Origin of the sequence: Pseudaeromonas paramecii (genome assembly GCF_039540575.1) — a bacterium.
Taxonomy (GTDB): Bacteria; Pseudomonadota; Gammaproteobacteria; order Enterobacterales; family Aeromonadaceae; genus Pseudaeromonas; species Pseudaeromonas paramecii.
Genome location: NZ_BAABFC010000028.1, coordinates 1 through 18620, shown reverse-complemented (window position 1 = coordinate 18620; position 18620 = coordinate 1). Strand labels below are relative to the sequence as shown.

The following is an 18620-nucleotide window of genomic DNA, read 5'->3' as shown; positions in this document are numbered from 1 at the left end:
GCCTCCTTTCTGGTTACATCCCGTCTGCTGCGGGTCTGGTGTGCTGGCTTACGCCGCCCGGCGTGCCTTGCGGCGAGACCAGGCAAGGGGCAGTAGCAACAGCCAGGGCCAGGACAGGGCACCACCGCCGCTGCGATTCCAGGTCGTGGTGGTGCTGTTGTTGCTGGTATCCGGGTCGCTGGCGGAGCCATCCACCCGGGCGCTGACGGACGCCTTGGCCAGGCTGGCATTATCCAGCGCCAGACTCAGCACGACCTGATCGCCACTGGCCAGGCTACCCAGATCGCACTGCCAGCCGACCTGGCTTTCGATACAGGTTTCCGGCCATTGGGCCACGGTGAGGCTGGCCGGTAGCTGTATGGTCAGCCTCACCTGGTCGACGTCCGTCTGCCCCTGGTTGTGCACCGTCAGCTGGTAGTGGGTTTGGTAGACGCTGCTGGTACGGCTGAGGTGGCTGCTCAGTGCCAGGTCGGCACTGGGGCCCAACAGCAGGCTGGTGATGCCGTTGTAGATGGTCAAGGCGCCATCGCCCACATCGGTCAGTAGGATATCGGCCAGGCCGTCACCGTTGAAGTCACCCACCAGCCCCAGGCTGTCCGGATGGAACAGGGTCTGGTTGCTGGCGATGAAGCTGGAGGCTGTCCCCTGGTTGGTCAGCAGCTGCCAGCTGCCGTTGTCGTGCTGGGCCAGCAGATCCAGATCGGCATCACCGTCAAAATCCGCCACCAGCAGGTCATTAACCGCCGCATCGCCGATGTGGGTCAGGGTGCTCAGGCTGCCGTCGCTGGCCTCGGTCAGCACAGACACGCCGCCCCCTTGGCCGTCGTCGTCCAGGCCATAACTGGCCACGGCTTCGGTCTGACCATCGCCATCCAGATCGGCCACCTGCAGGGTGCGGATCGAGCCGACGGTCAGGCTGTCATCCGCCGTGGCACTTCTGGTGAGGCGGGTGGCGGCCAGGGTGGACTGATCGGCCACTGTATCCAGGGCGATAAGCGACAACTGGCTCCCATCTGTGATCAGCGCCCGGCCATCGGGCCAGAGGGCAAACTCGCTTACGGTAAAGGGCGTCTGCACCACCTCCAGGCCGGCCTGGCTGCCACCCTGATTACCACGCAGCAGGTAAAGTCCCTGACCGCCGATCAACAGATCCGGATAGCTGTCGCCATCCAGTTCCGCCACCTTGATCTTGCGGCCAAACGGCAGGGTCTGCAGGGCACTGAAGTGCAGGTCACCCTGGTTGAGGTAGAGGGCAGAGGCATCACCGCTGCTGTTGATGACCACCAGATCCTCTAGGCCATCCTGGTTCCAGTCGAGGGTCGCCAGGGCCCTGGTGTGGCCCAGGTTGTCGAGGCTGGCCTCGGCCACCAGGCTGTTGCCACTGAAGCGGTAGAGGCTGAGACCTTCCCCCTCGGCGGTGCCGACGACCAGTAGCGGCTGATCCTGATCATGGATGATCGCCAGTGCCGTGGCCTTGGCGACGATGGCGGCCCGGTCGCCTTGGGAGAGGGCTTCCGTCGCCAGGGTGACGTCTGTGGTCAGCTCACTGAGCAGATTGCCGTCGCTGTCCAGCACTCGGGCCACCACAGTCTGATCCCCCTGATTCTGAGTGTTGATGGGCAGGGTGAATTGCTGTTGGCCGCTCACCGCCAGACTCACGGGGCAGCGCTGTACGCCCTCATTGAGGGTACAGCCTGACATTGTCGTCATGTCGGCGCCCTGCAGGGACAGCTCCAAGACGGCGTCACTCAGGGCCGGTCCGGCCTGGAGCTGAGCGGTCAGCACCAGCGCCAGCGGCTTGCCCACCTTGGCGGGCAGTCCTTGCCAGCCGCCGGCCAGGGCCACCAGGCTTTGCTGGGGCTCGGTCAGGGTCAGGGCAAAGCGCTGGCTGGCCGTTTGGCTACCGTCGCTGGCTTCCAGCGCCACAGTGACGTCGCCGCTGGCATCGGCGGGAACCGTCCCGGTGAGCAGGTTGTCCTCCAGGCTCAGCCAGCTGGGGCTCTCCACCAGGCTGAGGGTGACGGCACTGTCCGGATCGTCCACCACCACCTGATAGCTGAAGGTGGCGCCCGCCACGGCGGCGGTGGGGGCCGTACTGGTGAAGATGGGGGCATCGTTAACCGGGCGAATGACCAGGCTCACTGTGCCGGATGCCACACCGCCCTGGGCGTCACTGATCTGGTAGCTGAAGCTGTCACTGCTGGCCTCGCTGCCGTCGTGCTGGTAGCTGAAGCTGCCGTCGCTGTTGAGGCTGAAGGTGCTGGCATGGGCTGGGCTGGTTAACAGCTGCGCGCTCAGGGCATCACCGTCCGGATCGCTGTCGTTGGCCAGCAGGCCGTTGCTGGCACTGGTGGTCAGTTGGCCCGCTTCGGCGAGGCTGTAGCTGTCGGCCTGCGCCAGCGGTGCATCGTTGACGTTGACCACTGTGATGCTAAATGCCGGCAGACTGCGGCTGGCGGCGCCATCGCTCACCGAGATCACTATGTTGCTGCTGGTGCCCACCGCGTCGTTGCCGGGGACGCCGGACAGCACCCCGGTGGCGGGATCGAAGCTGGCCCAGGCCGGCAGGTTCTGGATGCTGAAGGTCAGGCTGTCACCGTCACTGTCGCTGGCACTGGGGGCAAAGCGGTAGTTGGCGCCTTGCTGCACCGAGCCTGACGGCGTGCCGCCGATCTGCGGAGCTGTATTGGCTGGCTGCACCGTGAGGGTGACGGTCGCCTCGTCAGACTGGCCGCCTTGGTCATCCACCGCCACATAGCTGAAGCTGTCGCTGCCCTGGTAGTCACTGGCTGCCGTGTAGCTGATGCTGCCATCGGCCTGCACGGCGGCGCTGCCATGGGCCGGCAGCTGGCGCAACTCCACCGATACCAGACTGCCGTCGCTGTCGCTGTCGTTGGCCAAGACCTGCAGCGTGCTGGTTTGGCCGGCGATCACCTGCAGGCTGTCATCGACGGCCACCGGCGCCTGGTTGACCAGCAACACCCGGACCGACACCGTGGCGCTGTTGGACTGGGCTCCGGCGTCATCGGCCACCTGGTAGCTGAAGCTGTCGTCGCCGTGGTAGTCGGTTGCCGGTGTGTAGGTGATCTGACCGCCCGCCAGACTGACAGTGCCGTGGCTGGGCGCGCTCACCAGGCTCAGGCTGCCGCTGTCCAGGTTGCCGTCGCTGTCGCTGTCGTTGGCCAGTACCGCTATGGTCACGGCCTGGTTCTGCGAGGTGCTGACGCTGTCATCCACCGCCAGCGGGGCCTGGTTGGGCAACGACAGGACGATACTGACGCTGGCGGGAGCAGACGAGGCTCCTGACGGGTCCACCAGCCGGTAGCTGAAGCTGTCATCGCTGCTGATGGTGCTGACCGGCGTGTAACGTACCAGGCCGTTTACGACCGTCGCCGTCCCCTGGGCAGGTTGACTGACCAGCACTATGGTCAGGTCGGCATTGTCGTTGTCCACATCGCTGTCGTTGCCCTTGACGTTGATGTCCATGACACCGACCCCGGTCAGTACCGAGGTATCGGCCACGGCCACGGGCGCGTCATTCACCGGGTTGATGGTCAGGCTGACGGTGGCGACGTTGGAGGTCTGGCCGGTGGCATCGTTGACCCGGTAGCTGAGACTGTCGCTACCCACATAATTGGTGGTTGGCACATAACGCAGTTGGCCATTCACCGGGCTGGCACTGCCGTGCTGGGGCGCCTGCACTACCACTAGGCTGTCGGCATCCAGGCTGTTGCCGCTGTCGTTGGCCAGCACGTCGATATCCAGGCTGTTGTCCTCATCCAGGCTTGCGCTGTCGACGTTCGCCACCGGCGCATTGGCCGCCAGTATGGTGAGGGTCAGGGTGGCCTCGTTGGACAGGGCGCCCTGGCTGCTATCGGCGACCTGGTAGGTGATGGTAACCACACCGGTATAGTCGGCGGCGGCCTGATAGTGGATCTGGCCGTTCTGCACGCTGGCGCTGCCCCGGGCCGGTTGGCTGACCAACACCAGGCTGTCGGTGTCGAGGCTGTCGCCTGTGTCCACCTCCCCATCGTTGGCCAGGACATCCAGGGTCAGGCTGTCACCGGCCTGCAGGCTGGCGCTGTCGTCCTGGGCCCGGGGGGCGTCGTTGACGGCCGCCAGGGTCAGGCTGACGGTGGCCGAATTACTCACGGTGCCGTAGCTGTCCTGTACCTGGTAGCTGAAGCTGTCACTGCCGTTGTAGTCAGCGACCGGGCTGTAGGTCAGGATGCCGGTGGCCGTGTTCAGGGTCAGGCTGCCGTGTTGGGCCTGGCTGATCACCACCAGACTGGCGTTGTTGAAGCTGCCCCGCACCAGGGTATCGTTGCTCAGTACCGCCAGCTGTGCCGGGACATCCTCGGTCAGGTTGAAACTGTCATTCACCGCCACCGGCGCCGCGCTCATGGCGGTGAAGCTCAGGCTGGTGCCGGCAAAGGGATTGCCGGCCAGGTCGGTGAGGGCCTCGCTGCCGACGGCCAGACTGTGCACCAGGGTCGGTACCAGTTCCTGACTGGGCGTAAAGCCGACCGTGGCACCACTGACCGTGACGGCACCGCCATTGGCGGCTCCATCAAACAGCAGGCTGCTGTCGGAGGCGGTCAGGCTCAGGTGATCGTCGGTGCCACTGCCGGTGGCCATATCCTCACTGAAGGTCAGACTGATGCTGGTGCTCAGGGCAACATCGGTGGCATTGGCCGCAGGGGTGCTGCTTTGTAGCGTCGGGGCCACCGTGTCTTTGGTGATGCTGGCGGTCGCCGCTGTGCCGGCATTGCCGGCGCTGTCTGTGAGCACCAGGGACAGGTTCAAACTCCCCTCCGCCAGGCTGCTGAGATCCAGTGCCGTCAGGGTCAGACTGCTGCCGGCCAGGGTGCCGCTGCGGCTGACCGAATTTGTGCCGTCGCCGATGGTCAGCTGGTAGCTGTCACCACTTTGTCCACCACTGAGGGTCACGCTCTGGCTGGTCTGGTTTGCCAGGTTGACGTAGCTCGCCACAAAGCCGGCGCTGTAACCGGTTGGTGCCGTGCCATCCTTGACTGCCGTGTCGGTGGCGGCACTGCCGGCATTAGCGGCATCGTCAGTGAGGGTCAGGCTGTAGGTCAGGGTGCCATCGGCCAAGCCGCTGACATTGAGCCCGGTCAGCTGCTGGCTGGCGGTCGTGATGGTGCCGCTGGACGTCACCGGACTCCCCCCACCACTGCTGGAGACCGTCAATTGATACTGGCTGCCCACTTCCGCGCCGCTGAGGGTCACCGAGGTGGCGCCCTGGTTGGCCGCATTGATGGCAGTCTGATCCAGGGTCAGGCTGTAGCCGCTGGGTGCCGTGGCATCCAGGGTCAGACTCAGGGCCGCCGAGGCGCTGGAGGTATTGCCGGCACCGTCGGTTTGCTGGGCGGTCAGGCTGTGACTGCCCTCGCTCAGGGCGCTGGTGGTCAGACTCCAGCTGCCCCCGCCGTCCACTGTGGTGTTGCCCACCTGTGTGGCGCCGTCCAGTACCACCAGGCTGGCATTGGCCTCGCCGGTACCCGTCAGGGTGGGGGTGGTGTCGTTGGTGATGCCGTCGCCCTGGCTGCCGCTATCGGAGCTCGTGTCTAGCCCAGGTGTCGACGGGGCCGCCGGTGCCAGGTTGTCGACGGTAGCGTTGCTGGTGTCGGCGGTGGTGGTGCTGTTGCCGGCATCGTCGGTGGCGGTCAGTGTCAGGTTCAGATTGCTGCCTTCGAGGCTGCCGGCCGTCAGGGTGTAGGTGGCGGTCCAGGTGTCGCCGCTGTTGCTGGCCGCGACGCTGCTGCCGCCGCCAAAGGCGGAGAAGTCCACCGCCACGCTGCTGATGTCGCCGTTGTTGTCGCCACTGCCGGTGTTGTTCCAGGTGGCGGTGACGGTATCGCCAATCTTGAAGGCACCGCCGGTACCACTGGCGCCGGAGAGACCGATATTGGCATCGGTCACGGTCGGGGCCTGATTGTCGACGCCGGCGTTGCTGGTGTCGCTCACTGTGGTGCCGTTACCGGCATTGTCGGTGGCGGTCACCGATACATTGCGGTTCGTCGCATCTAGGCTGCCGGCCACCAGGGTATAGCTCGCCGTCCAGCTACCGCTGCTGTTGCTGGCCGCGACACTGCTGCCGCCGCCGAAGGCGGAGAAGTCCACCGTCACGCTGGCGAGGGTGTCGCTGTTGTTGTCACCGCCGGCGGTGTCGTCCCAGGTGGCGGTCACGGTATCCCCGACCTTGAAGGTGCCGCCTGAGCCGCTGGCACCCGCGATGCTGATGTGGGCGTCCGTGACGGTGGGCGCCTGGTTGTCCAGGGTGGCATTGCTGGTGTCGGCGGTGGTGGTGCTGTTGCCGGCATCGTCGGTGGCGGTGACCGAGACGTTGGCGTTGCTGATGTCTAGGTTGCCAGCGGTGAGGGTGTAGGTGGCGGTCCAGATGCCACTGCTGTTGCTGGCGGTCACGGCACTGCCGCCGCCAAAGGCGGAGAAGTCCACCTTGACGCTGCTGATATCGCCGTTGTTGTCGCCACCGCTGGTGTTGTTCCAGGTGACGGTGACGGTATCCCCGATCTTGAAGGTTCCGCCCGTACCGCTGGCGCCCGCGAGGCTGATCTGGGCATCGCTGACGGTCGGCGCCTGGTTGTCCACGGTGGCGTTGCTGCTATCTGCCGTGGTGCTGGTGCCGTTGGCGTTGGTGGCGGAGACGCTGACATTGCGGCTGGTGGCATCTAGGCTGCCGGCTGTGAGGGTGTAAGTCGCCGTCCAGGTCTCACTGCTGTTGCTGGCGGTCACGCTGGTACCACCACCGAACTGGCTGAAGTCCACGGTGACGCCGGTAATGCCGCTGTTGTTGTCGCCGCTGGACGTGTTGTTCCAGGTCACGGTGACGGTATCGCCGATCTTGTAGGCCCCGCCGGTACCGCTGGCGCCGGCGAGGGAGATATTGGCATCGGTGACGGTGGGCAGTGCCACCGAGGTCAGGGTGGATGAGAGGGCTGCACTCAATGAGCCTGAGGTGGCCCGCAAGGCCAGGCTGTCGCTGACGCCGGCATTGGTGTAGTTGAGTGCCAGGGCGGTGAAGGTGGCGCTGCCACTGGTGGGCGTCAGGGTTACCGTGGTGCCGCTGCCGTCCCCGTCCCCGGTGCCGGTCAGGCTATTGACGGTGCCGGGCACGACCGCCCCCGAGGTGTCGGTGACGGATAACAACAGGCTGGTGCTGTAGCCCGTGTCGACGGTGTTATTGGCATCCACCGCCCGCACCACGGGGACAGTGCTGAAATAGGTGGTGCTGCCGCTGCTCAGGCTGGTGGGTGCCGGCTGCGTTGTAAAGAGGAGTTTGGTTGCCACCACATCGGCGGTGATGCTGTTGGCGGTGGCGCCGGTCAGGCCGCTGGCGGCGGCGGTCAGGGTAAAGGCTTCCTGGTCGGCGCTGGCGGTGTAAGCCAAGCCGCTGAAGCTGGCCACGCCACTGCTGGCGGCGACAGTGCTGGTACCGCTCAAGCTGCCGGCGCTGGCCTCGCTCAGGCTGACGTTGCTGGTAAAGTCCAGATCCGTATTGCCATAACTGTCCTGAGCCGCCACCACTGGCTGGGTGGTCAATGCACTACCTGAAATGGAGCCTGCTGGCTGGGTGGTAAAGGCCAGTTGGCTGGCGGTGACGCTGGTGGTAAACCCCGCACCGTTGGTGACGGCCGTGGTCGACGCCATCTGGGTGCTTGTGCTGCCCAGCGTCAGATCGGTATCACCGTCCAGGCTGAGGATGAAGGTGTGGCCCTCTGTCAGGCCACTGTGGCCCAGATTGGCATTGACAGTGTAGGTCTCGCTGCCACCGTCGGCGATGCTGATGGCGAGGCCGGAGAAGGTGACGACACCGCTGTTGTAACTGCCGGTAACGGAGCCGCTGATGTCGGGCCCACTCAGGGTCCAAACGACGTTACTACGTTCCGTGGTGGTACTGGTGCCAGAGACATGCACCTGCACCTGAGACACCGTCATGGCCAAGCCGTCACTGGTGCCGCCGTCGGCCAGGGTAAAGTCCAGCGCGGCTGTGGCACCGGCTGTGGTGGCTATGCTGGTGGGCTCGCTGCCGCCGCCGGCTGTCAGGCTGCCGTCGCTGTCGGGGACGACGGGCGCATCGACCATGATGTTGTCTACCAGCAGATCCAAATCGGTGCCGGTGATGCGCAGCTCATTGATGTTTTCGAATTCGCTAAAGCTACTGGTATCGATACTGGAATCGCTCAGGCTCACCGAGCGCCCCGTGCCTATCTCTGCGTCGTTCAGGTAGGCATGCAGGATGATATCTCCATCACCGGCACCGGCGCCCAGCCAGATGGAGCTGAGCTTGAAGGTGCTGGCGCCCACTATCCGCACCTGGGTGACATCCCCGACAGTGCTGCTGGCCACATAGAGCCCTACGTTGTCCACGTGGGTGAAGTAACTAGCGACTTGCATCTTCTGACCGGCCGACATGCCGGTGCTGTTGCTGTAGAAGGTGAAGCTGCCAATCGTCGCTGGGCTGTCATAGAGAGTGCCATCAGCGATGCTCTCAAAGTTCTGACTATCGCTACTGCTTAGGGTCAACAGCTGCTGCAGCTGGGCAACCGGCGCGCTGTCCGGTGTCCTACCTTGGCCGTATTCCAGGGTCAGGTTACCGCCTAAATCGGCGGGGCCTGTGGCGTCGGTGGAGGCCAACACGGGGTGGCCTATGGCAGTTGAGAGGCTATCGACCAGCTGATGGCCCTGCTCCTTGGCCACAGCACAGCCCCACAGTTCCAGCTGGGCGTCAGCCGTGAGCTGGTGTCGCCAAGCGGTCAGGAAGTCGGGATGGGCGGCGAGGAAGGCTTGATCGAGCCGCTCTGTGCCCAGTTGCAGGGCACCCGGTTGGCCGTGGCTGATGAGGCTGACTCTGGACCAGCGCTCACCGGCCAGGGCGCCGGGCAGATCGTCGAGCCCGTGCAGGCGTCTGAGCTCCATGCCGGGCGCTGTCGGTATCTGTCCAGCCAGCTCGGCATCCACTAACACCAACTCCTTGGCGCTTCCGGTGAAGGCGACCAGTAATCCCAACCATAGCCAGGCTCGACTCATGGCAATCTCCTCAACTCAAAAAGTGGTCATGGCCCCTGGCCATGCCAGAAAATTCAATAAAACAGCGGTCCGGCATGGCGGACCGCCGTTTGCCCGCACGATGAGAGGGGCTCTGAGTGCCCGTCAGCCGTGTGTGGGATATTCACCATCGTCCAGACAGATGATGAAGTTCAGCCCCAGGTAGGGCTGCATGTTGTTATGCGGATCGCTGCTCCCTGCGGCGGCCAAGGCTTGAGGGGACATCTGGGTGAGCTGGCTACCGCTAGCGTAAAGGGGGATGGTTTGTCGGCCAAGACCGCTTTGGGCCCAGGATGCCCCTTGCGGCCCCTGGTCTGCCTGCCCGACGCCACTGACGGCACAGGCCTGGTGGTTGTGGTTGGGTATTTGAGCGGCGCTCAAGGTGACGCTGCTACTGCCGACCTGCTGCCCCAGTGCTCTTGCGCTCAGACCCGGTCCCTGGCCCCAATGCATGGGCGCCCGGCCTCTGAGGTCAGGCAAGCCGAAGGTGCTAGTGCCATTGCCGCCGTAGGTGGTGCCAAGAATGGAGAACAAGGCCTGGTATTGCGCAATTGGCAGAATCTGGCCGTCACAGAAGGCCCAGCCATATGGAGCGAAGTTGCCGGCAAACAGGCGGATCTCGCCAAGATAGGCATCCATGTTAAGTACTCCTTAGTCGTGGCTTGGAAAAATGCCCTGCACGGCGATACAGAAGTTCGCCACCAGATAGGGCTGCATGTTGGAATGGGGCTGATTGCCGCCGGTCTGACTAATGGCGCCGCTGGCCAGGCTCTGGCTGGCCTCAAAATCATAGAGGGCATAGTTGCTGGCGGCCCAGTAGCCATTGGCTGGCGGGGCGGCGGTGGCAGTGTTTGCGTCAGCCATCACAGTATGCGTGTGCTGGGGCATTTCCTGCGTCGTCAGCGTATGGTTTTCCTCGCCAGCACTTTTCCCCTGGGTCACGCCATTGCCGACATGGACCGGCGCCCGGCCTTGCAGATTGGGCAGGGCAAACTTGGTGGTGCCTTCACTACCATAGGTGGTGCCCAACAGGGCATATAGTGCCTGGTTTTGGTTGATGGGCAGCAGCTGGCCGTTACAGGGCAGCCAGCCCTTGGGAACGACATTGGCGGCGAACAGACGGATCTCGCCGAGAAAGGGGTCAGCCATGATGAATCCTCCTTAATTCGGTGTCGGATAGATGCCTTGTAGGGCGATGATGAAGCTCAAGCCCAGGCTGGGCATCAGGTTGTCGTGGGGCTGGCTACCCCCCGTCGGCATCACTGCCTGGGGCCCCATGTGGGTGGTCGGTGTTACCGTGGAATAGGCGGGCACGGCACTGGTGGCGGCCCAACAGGCGGCCTGGGGGCTGCCTACGCTGCCGTTGGCGCTACCCTTGGCCTGGTGAGTGTGTGCGGGGAGTTGCGCCTCGCTCAGATTGACCTGCTCTGCGCCGCCTCGCGCGCCCAGCGGATAGTTTTGCCCTGAGCTGGCTTGGCCCAGATGCAACGGCAGTCTGCCGCGCAGATCCGGCAAGGCAAAGGTGGTTTGGCCGTTACCGCCGTAGGTGGTGCCAAGCAGCGCATAAAGCGCCTCGTTGCCACTGACAGGCAGGAGTTGGCCGCTGCAAAAGGCCCAACCTGCTGGGGCATAGTTGCCGCCGAAGATCCGTATTTCTCCCAGATAAGGTTCCATGGCATTTCCTTTCTCATTCCGTTATTGATATGCCTTCCCCACCACGATCATGCTTTCACGACCGGAGATAGCCTCATGCACGTTCCTTTGCCTGCCGGCGTTGGCCTGCGTCCGCTAACGGACGACGACAAGGCTTTTATGGCGAGGCTCTATGCCCTCAACCGTCAGGCCGAAGTGGCGAACTTTCCTTTCAACGAACAACAAAAAAAACTGTTTCTGCACAGCCAGTTTGAGGCTCAATTCCGGCACTATTTCAGTCACTACCCCAGAGGGCGCTTTGCCCTCATCGAGCAGCAAGGCACGCCAATTGGCCGCTTCCTGGTGGCCGAATTGCCAGGCCAGTTGCGGCTGGTGGATATCGCCCTGCTGCCCAGCCACCAGCGGCTGGGTATTGGTAGCGCCCTAATCCGCCAATTGCAGGCCGACGCCAGGGCGCAGGGCCTTTCTATCCAGCTGCAGGTGGACCCTGTCAGCCCGGCCCGGGGGCTGTATGAGCGCCTGGGCTTTATGGCCGGTGAGGGCAACGGCCTTTACCTCGCCATGGTCTGGGCGCCGCGCCCCCTGTCGCCCGACGAGGGAGGCCGGCTCGGCGGTTCGACCGCAACATGAAGGCGAGTACATCAGCATGCTTGCCTGGACACAGTGGTGTGAGAACGGGCCGCCCTATGGGGCACGGGTTTGATCGGCCTGGCGCTGCCTCGATCCTGTCTGGTGCCGGGAGAGGAGTGTCATGGCGCCATAAATAGCCCAAATGAGCCCTAATGCTAGCTGCATTTGTGCCGTTTGGCGCCTGCTCAGATCACATTTATTTTGTCGTCAAATGCGTCCGATTGCTGGGTGTCAAATATCCGGCCGGCTCGAGGCGTTGAAGGAGAACATCCGCACCTCGTCTCTGGGGTGCCAGCCCAGCCGGTCATAGAAGGCCTGGGCCGATGGGTTGTCGGTGTGGACGAACAGGTGGGTCTTGGCGATGCCCTGATCCGCCAGGGCGTCGATGGCGGCCTGTACCAGGGTACGTCCGACACCGCGGCCCTGGGCGCTTGGGCGTACCGCCAGGTGTTGCAGGTAGCCGCGGCGGCCATCCGTGCCCACCAGCACGGCGCCCAGCAGCTGGCCGTCGGCCTCCACCACGAAGCTCAGCCCGGGATTTTTGGCCAGATAGGCGCCGATATTCTGCCGCGAGTCGGCCTCCCGCAGCGTCATGCCGCTGCTGTCTTGCCAGAGGGCCAGCACGGCGTCGTAGTCCTCCAGTTGCATGAGACGGAGCTGGGTTTTGTGCATCAGGCCTCCGGCGGCAGGTGGCAGACCACGCACAGCTTGTTGCCGTCGGGATCGCGGAAGTAGGCGCCGTAATAGTGGGGGTGGTAGTGGGGGCGCAGACCCGGCGCACCTTCATCCGTGCCGCCGTTTGCCAGGGCCAGGGCGTGGGCCTGATCCACCTGGGCCCGGCAACCGGCGTTGAAGGCCAGGGTGTGGCCGTTGCCCGGTGCCGGGGCGGCACCGTCCAGCGGGCGACCGATGAGAAACAGGGGGCGGGGGGCGCCCGGGGTTTGCCAGCCGGCCCAGGGGCGCTCCGGCTCGCAGAAGCGCTCCGGTATGCCCAGGCAGGCCAGCAGGGGGCGATAGAAGGCAAGGGCCCGGTCAAAATCACTGATACCGACGCAGACATGGGAAAACATGGCAGGCTCCTAAGTGGGGGCGAAAAGTGGGGCGGCTTGAGCCGAGAACGTGGGAGGACAAGTTAGCGCCGTATGACGCTATCTTTCAAGCCTGCAATCTGGGCCTGTGGTGATCAGGGGGGTATGATGCGGTCTTTGCGTCGTAAGAGGAGTCTGCGGGATGAGCTGTCCCCAGGTGGCGTTGCTGGTCTGCGACCGGTTCAGCCCCTTTCATCTGTCGGTGCCCGGTCTGGTGTTTGGCAACAGCCTGCCCGGTGAGGCGCTGTTCGATCTGCGGCTGTGTGCCGCCGAGCCCGGGCCCCTGACCTCGTCCCTGGGCTTGCAGCTGGTGGCCGGCCAGGATCTGAGTGGGCTGGCGACGGCGGATCTGGTGGTGGTGCCCTACTGGCGGGCCCCGGATGAGCGGCCGCCTGAGCCCCTGTTGCAGGCGTTGCAGCAGGCCCATGGCCGGGGCGCCCGCCTGGTGGGGCTCTGCCTGGGCACCTATGTGCTGGCCTATGCCGGCCTGCTGGACGGGCGCCCGGCGGCCACCCATTGGGAGTTTGCCGCCGACTTTGCCGCCCGCTTCCCGGCGGTGGGGTTGGATGCCGAGGCCCTCTATCTGGATGACGGGGATCTGGTGACCTCCGCCGGTACCGCCGCCAGCCTGGACTGCTGCCTGCACCTGGTGCGCCAGTACCATGGCCCGGCATTGGCCAATCGGCTGGCCCGCCGCCTGGTGGTGGCACCCCACCGGGAGGGGGGGCAGGCCCAGTTTATCGAGCGGCCCCTGCCCCAGGGCGGCGCCGACGCCCGCATCAACGGCCTGCTGGCCCGGCTGGAGCAGCAGCTGGCGGCCCCCGGCTCCTTGGATGCGCTGGCGGCCTCGGTGGCCATGAGTCGTCGCACCTTCACCCGCAAGTTCTTGCAGGCCACCGGTCTTTCGGTGGGGGAGTGGTTGACCCAGCGACGCTTGCAGCAGGCCCAGGGGCTGCTGCTGGCCGGTCACTCGGTGGCCCGCATCGCCGAGCAGCTGGGCTTTGGCTCGGAGGCGGCGCTGCGGACCCAGTTCAAGCGCCAGTACCGCCTCACTCCCAGCCAGTGGCGGCGCAACTTTCAGGGCCAGTGAGCCCAGGCCAGTGAGTGCCGCGCAGATTGGCCCGATTTGGCGGGGGTTTGTCCCGCGGGCCACTGCCGCCGAGTCAGCGCTCACCCGATACTGAGGCCTCATCCACATCACCATGAGGCCATCGCCATGCAACTGACCCTGATCCGTAATGCCACCCTGCTGCTGGAATATGGCGGCCAACGGCTGCTCATCGACCCCATGCTGGCCCCCCAGGGGCGCTATCCCGGCTTTGCCGGCACCCCCAACGCGCACCTGGCCAATCCCCTGGTGGATCTGCCGGTACCGCTGGAGAGCTTGCTGACGGTGGATGCCGTGCTGGTGACCCACCATCACCCGGACCACTGGGATGAGGAAGCCAAGGCCCGGTTGCCCAAGCAGACGCCTGTGCTGGCCCAGCACGAGCAGGATCGTCAGGCGATCCTGGCGGCGGGCTTTAACCAGGTGGCGCTCCTGGATGGCGCCCGGCTGGGGGAGGTGCAGATCCGCACCACAGGCGGCCAGCACGGCAGCGATCTCGCCCTGGCCCAACAGGGGGAACGGCTGGGCCAGGTGTGCGGCCTGCTGCTGACTCACCCGGACGAACCCAGCCTCTATCTGGCCGGTGACACCGTCTGGCACCCGGCGGTGGCCCAGGCCCTAGATCTGGCCCCGGAGGTGGTGGTGCTCAACTGCGGCGAGGCCACCTTCAACGGGCTGGGGCCCATCATCATGGGGGCGGAGGACGTGGTGCGGGTCTGCCGGGCGGCCCCCGAAGCCCAGGTGGTGGCGGTGCACCTGGAGGCGCTCAATCACTGCGTGCTGAGCCGGGCCGAACTGGCGGCTCAGCTGGCGGCCCAGGGGCTCACCGACCGGGTGATGATCCCCGCCGATGGGGAGGGGTTCTGTATTAGTCGGACATCACTGGGGCTGGGTGTTGTGCCCCTGGTCTAGCCGGCGGCGCTCCCGTAGGGCCTTGACCATGACCGCCACCACCAGCAGGTTGGTGAGCAGCAGGCCGTAGCTCAGCACGTCGGGGCGGTGTAGGCATTCCATCACCTCGAATGGCAGGTAGAGGGCGCCACTCAAGGCCGCCAGCAGTTCGGCCCAGCTGGCCTGACGGAACAGGCCGTAGGCCTCGACGAAGCGCAGGCCGGCGTAGGCCACGGCCCCCAGGGCCAACAGGCTCAGGTGACCGTTCTGCAGGTGGCCGGCGGCCTGGATGAAGATGCCGGGGTAGTGGGCGGCCGGGTTGAGATGGGCCTCTTCCACCAGACGGATCGCCAGGGTGTGGAGGTCGCGGTGTAGCAGCATCAACAGGCCGGAGGCGGCGGCCAAGGCCAACAGGCCCTTGAGTGCCTCAAAAGAGGCTACCACCTTGAGTGTCTTGTGCAGCGTCATGCGTCTCACCTCATCGGATGCGAGGCCCTCTTTGTACACGGATTGCCGCCGCCTGACCAGTGCACTGGCGGCGGGGCCCGCCGGCTAGTCGGGCCGCCGCGAGGGGGCGTGATAGCAGTGGGGACCGTGCAGCAGTTGTTGGCGTAGCTGGCGCGGGGTCAGGCCGGTGAGGGCCAGGCTGTCGTGGCTGAAATGGGCCTGATCGCAGAAGCCCCGCGCCAGGGCCACCTGTACCAGTTCCAGCTCCGGCTCCAGGGCCAGCTGGCGCAGGCTGTGCTGCAAGCGGGCCAGTCGGGCGAACTGCTTGGGGCTGAGGCCAAAGCGCAGGGCGAAGCGCCGCTCCAGATGGCGCCGACTCCAGCCCAGGGCATCGGCCAGGGCCGGAATGGCGGTGTTGGGGGCATAGTAGAGCCGCTGGATCAGGGCGTCTTCGCCGGCCTGATGGGGCTGCTGGCAGCGGGAGAGCTGGCGCAGCAAGAAGTCCTGCAACAAGGCCAGTTGTTGCGGCTGGCTCAGGGGTTGCCGCAGTGCCGTCAGCAGGGCTTCGCCCTCTTCCGGCCACAAGCGCTCCACCGGTAGCAGGCTATCCGCCAGCTCGGCAAAGGGCCAGGGGGTGAGGTGGCGCAGCTGCCCCGACTTGAAGCGAATGGCCAGCAACTGCTGGGGGCCGCTGGCGCTGAGCTGCAGGGTCTGCTGACGGGGACACAGCAGATGTCCCCGGGGGACAGGACGGCCATCGGCCTGACGCGGCCGGCTGGCCAGGTGAAAGAAGACCTCACTGCCGGTACCGGGAAACAGGGGCGGCAGGGCGGTGCCCGCCGGCAGGCTCCAGCCCCACAGGCGATCGACGAAGGGGGCCAGGTCTGGGCCGGGGGCCTGACTCCAGCGGCGTGGCGGCAGGGCGGACATGGGCGTTACCAAGCGGGAAGATGGTGTCATTCTACGCCCTTCTATGGCCTTGCCCAGGGGTTAATCGACCGCCGCTGCAGCGATGGCGCCTTAGCCGAACAGGCTGTCACCACTTTGAAATTCCAGGCCCGGGTGGCAGTCAAACCGTACCGCGCCCACCGGAATGCGACCGGCGGCGGCCCGTTTGACCCTGGCCACACCATCATGGCCGAAGCCGGCACACAGCTCGATGGCGACGAAGCCCTGGTGGATGAGCTGGGGCACCAGCACCTCGGCCTGGGCGTAGTTGGCCACCGCGAAGGTGGTGACTTCCACCTCGGGGGTTTTCACCTGGGCCTGATCGATGGCGGGATTGGCGTGGGGGGCGACGAAGATAAAGGCGGCTTTGAGGCTCATGATTGGCTCCTTGATGGCCGGTTAGAGGACGCCTGCAGCGTAAGCGGGGAGCCGCCCCTGTATCTTGTAAAAATGCGACCCCAGGGTGACTTAAGGACGGGTGGGTAGATGCAGGGCCAGCCAGACGGTGATCTGATCGTCCGGGGTCCAGGCCACCTTGTGGCGGCAGTGGGCGGGGATCAGCAGGGCGTCGCCGGGGCCCAGGGTGACGGGCGCGGCCTCGGCGAACTCCAGCCGGGCGGCTCCTTGCAGCAGGCAGACCCACTCGTCTTCGGCCTGATCGAACCAGCCGGTCTCGGGGGCGGTCTGGCCGCAGGAGAGGATGCGCAGCAGGCGCAGATCGCCGGCCTGATGCAGCAGCTCAAACTGCTCGGCGTCCAGGCTGGCGGGTAGCTCCGCCAGCAGGCACTGGCGGTGACCGGGAGCGTTAGATGGCGTATTCATCGGCGCCGTGGCCCGGCTTGCTGAGGTACATGCGCTCATCGGCCCGGGCCAGCAGTCCCTCCAGCTCCGGCGGCTGCTCCGGCCTGTACTCCACCACCCCGGTGCTGAAGCGGATGTCGTAGCCTCGCTTGGCGCTGGCGTTGAACTGCTGCACCGCCAGGCGAAAACGGCCCAGCACCCCTTCGGCCTGCAGGCGGTCACACTCCGGCAGCAGCACCACGAACTCGTCGCCCCCCAGGCGGGCGAAGATGTCGGCCTGGCGAAATTCCTGTTCCATCAACTGGGCAAAGTCCTTGAGGGCCCGGTCGCCCTCCGCATGACCGAAGCGATCGTTGATCTGCTTGAAGCCGTTGAGATCCATAAACAGCAGGCAGGCTAGGTGCCCCAGCCGGTAGCTGTGTTGCAGGCTCTTGTTGGCCAGCTGGATGAAGCCGCGTCGGTTGCTGATCTGGGTCAGCTCGTCCACCGTGGCCAGGGCCAAGGACTCCAGCTCCCGCACCGCCATGGCCGCCAGATCGCCCAGCAGTTGCCTGTCTTCCTCATTGAGCTGACGGGGCCGCTGGTCGATGAGGCACAGGGTGCCCAGCCGGCTGCCGCTGCTGATCTGCAGGGGATGGCCGGCGTAGAAGCGGATATAGGGTTCGCCTGTCACCAGGGGGTTGTCGGCAAAGCGGGGATCCTGAGTGGCATCCTCCACCACCAGGGGGCCCTCACCCAGGATGGCATGGCCGCAGAAGGAGATGTTACGTGGCGTCTGACGTACCGGCAGGCCGATACAGGACTTGAACCACTGGCGGTCGCTGTCCAGCAGGCTGATGAGGACGATGGGCACATCGAACAGCCGGCGGGCCAGCCGGGTCAGGCGATCGAAGCGCTCCTCGTCCGGAGTATCCAGCAGGTTGAGCCGCTGCAGATCGGCCAAGCGGCATCCTTCATCGGCGGGCAGGGCGGGTTCCAGCATTCCCTTGATCCTTGGTGTTTTTTTACCGGGATCTAAGCATAACGCCTGTGGTTGTTTATCGCATCTGCCGCTGGGCTAGTGGGTGAAACGCTCTGGATGGTCGCTGATCAGCATGTCCACGCCCCAGGCGGTGGCCTGGTTCAGCCAGGCCGGATCGTTGGGGGTGTAACAGTGCAGCCGGTAACCGGCCTGCTTGATCTGCTGCGCCAGTTGGGCGTCCAGATGCCGGTAATCGCAGTGGGCGCTCCAGGCCTGCAGGTTGGCCAGGGTGGGCAGCGGGTCGGCGGGGATCTTCTGCCACAGCTGGCCGCGGGGCACCTGGGGCAGGCGCTGCTGCATCAGGGTCAGGGCCTGGGTGTCGAAGCTGGAAAACAGCAGGCAGTCTGCCGGCAGGGCCAGCCCCTCGATGACCTGGGCCACCGCCTCGCACAGGGCCGGCAGATCTTCGCTGGCATAGGCCTTGAGCTCCACGTTGACCTTGAGGGGATAGCGCAGGCACAAGGCCAGCACGTCCGCCAGGGTGGGGATGGCCTCACCGGCATAGGCCGGGTCGAACCAGCTGCCGCCATCCAGTGACTGCAGCTGGGCCAGGCTCAGCTCCCGCACCCGGCCATGGCCGTCGCTGCACCGATCCACGGACTCGTCGTGGATCACCACGGGCACGCCATCGGCGCTCAGCTGGACATCCAGCTCCACCCAGGGCAGGCCGGCCTCGGCCGCCAGGATAAAGGCACTCAGGCTGTTTTCCGGGGCCTGACCGGACAGGCCGCGATGGGCGCACAACTCCATGTTTAACTCCTCATAGATCCTGTGGTTGGCGGTCAGCCTGCCACCGTGCCATGACAGTTTGCTGACAGGACGACGTCGCCATCTGCTCATGGCGTGTTCATGAAACTGTCGCCTTGTCTACCTAAATAACCGTTCCGAAATGTAGATCACTTGTCCGGGGAAGAAGGGAACTCGGCGTCGTTTGTGCGATCTG

15 protein-coding genes are annotated in these 18620 nt (G+C 65.3%); 3 read left to right on the top strand and 12 right to left on the bottom strand.

Annotated elements, in window-relative coordinates; translation table 11 throughout:
* Positions 1-48: 48 nt before the first annotated feature.
* From ABD847_RS15640 to ABD847_RS15625, 4 genes are all read right to left on the bottom strand, one after another.
* Positions 49-9072 (bottom strand): Ig-like domain-containing protein, encoded by a 9024-nt coding sequence (locus ABD847_RS15640; RefSeq protein ID WP_345014694.1) that lies wholly within the window; start codon positions 9070-9072, stop codon positions 49-51.
* 123 nt (positions 9073-9195) lie between these two features.
* Positions 9196-9729: a phage tail protein gene (locus tag ABD847_RS15635; protein ID WP_345014692.1), complete on the bottom strand. Its 534-nt coding sequence runs from the start codon at positions 9727-9729 to the stop codon at positions 9196-9198.
* A gap of 12 nt (positions 9730-9741) precedes the next feature.
* Entirely contained in the window at positions 9742-10239 is a 498-nt protein-coding gene (locus ABD847_RS15630; RefSeq protein WP_345014690.1) for a phage tail protein, read from the bottom strand.
* A gap of 12 nt (positions 10240-10251) precedes the next feature.
* Complete coding sequence (locus ABD847_RS15625; protein WP_345014689.1) at positions 10252-10764, bottom strand: phage tail protein; 513 nt, start codon at positions 10762-10764, stop codon at positions 10252-10254.
* Positions 10765-10839: 75 nt separating this feature from the next.
* On the opposite strand from ABD847_RS15625, the gene ABD847_RS15620 reads away from it, so the two are divergent.
* A complete protein-coding gene (locus ABD847_RS15620) occupies positions 10840-11373 on the top strand; it encodes a GNAT family N-acetyltransferase (RefSeq protein ID WP_345014687.1) in 534 nt (177 codons plus the stop codon).
* Between the two features lie 231 nt (positions 11374-11604).
* Here ABD847_RS15620 and ABD847_RS15615 read toward each other — a convergent pair whose 3' ends face one another.
* Positions 11605-12045, bottom strand: coding sequence for a GNAT family N-acetyltransferase (locus tag ABD847_RS15615; protein WP_345014685.1), 441 nt, complete (start codon positions 12043-12045; stop codon positions 11605-11607).
* Positions 12045-12443, bottom strand: a complete 399-nt coding sequence (locus ABD847_RS15610) for a VOC family protein (RefSeq protein ID WP_345014683.1) — start codon at positions 12441-12443, stop codon at positions 12045-12047. The genes ABD847_RS15615 and ABD847_RS15610 overlap by 1 nt, the downstream gene beginning before the upstream one ends.
* Positions 12444-12603: 160 nt before the next feature.
* On the opposite strand from ABD847_RS15610, the gene ABD847_RS15605 reads away from it, so the two are divergent.
* Complete coding sequence (locus tag ABD847_RS15605) at positions 12604-13551, top strand: GlxA family transcriptional regulator (RefSeq protein ID WP_345014681.1); 948 nt, start codon at positions 12604-12606, stop codon at positions 13549-13551.
* A gap of 126 nt (positions 13552-13677) precedes the next feature.
* On the top strand, positions 13678-14481 hold the full coding sequence (locus ABD847_RS15600; protein WP_345014680.1) for an MBL fold metallo-hydrolase: 804 nt from the start codon (positions 13678-13680) through the stop codon (positions 14479-14481).
* Here the strand turns inward: ABD847_RS15600 and ABD847_RS15595 are convergent.
* The 6 genes from ABD847_RS15595 to ABD847_RS15570 all read right to left on the bottom strand — a co-directional run bounded on the left by ABD847_RS15595 (position 14449) and on the right by ABD847_RS15570 (position 18427).
* The gene (locus tag ABD847_RS15595; protein WP_345014678.1) at positions 14449-14928 is read right to left on the bottom strand and encodes a DUF2127 domain-containing protein; all 480 of its coding nucleotides are present in this window, start codon (positions 14926-14928) and stop codon (positions 14449-14451) included. The two genes, ABD847_RS15600 and ABD847_RS15595, sit on opposite strands and share 33 nt — an antisense overlap.
* 84 nt (positions 14929-15012) lie before the next feature.
* Positions 15013-15867 carry an AraC family transcriptional regulator gene (locus tag ABD847_RS15590; protein WP_345014676.1) on the bottom strand — a complete coding sequence of 285 codons (855 nt, stop codon included), beginning with the start codon at positions 15865-15867 and terminating at the stop codon, positions 15013-15015.
* Between the two features lie 60 nt (positions 15868-15927).
* The gene (locus tag ABD847_RS15585) at positions 15928-16233 is read right to left on the bottom strand and encodes a DUF6506 family protein (RefSeq protein ID WP_345014674.1); all 306 of its coding nucleotides are present in this window, start codon (positions 16231-16233) and stop codon (positions 15928-15930) included.
* Between the two features lie 90 nt (positions 16234-16323).
* A complete protein-coding gene (locus ABD847_RS15580) occupies positions 16324-16677 on the bottom strand; it encodes a cupin domain-containing protein (RefSeq protein ID WP_345014672.1) in 354 nt (117 codons plus the stop codon).
* Entirely contained in the window at positions 16661-17638 is a 978-nt protein-coding gene (locus ABD847_RS15575; RefSeq protein ID WP_345014670.1) for a GGDEF domain-containing protein, read from the bottom strand. Before ABD847_RS15575 ends, ABD847_RS15580 begins: the two co-directional genes overlap by 17 nt.
* A gap of 75 nt (positions 17639-17713) precedes the next feature.
* Positions 17714-18427, bottom strand: coding sequence for a glycerophosphodiester phosphodiesterase family protein (locus tag ABD847_RS15570; RefSeq protein ID WP_345014669.1), 714 nt, complete (start codon positions 18425-18427; stop codon positions 17714-17716).
* Positions 18428-18620 lie beyond the last annotated feature (193 nt).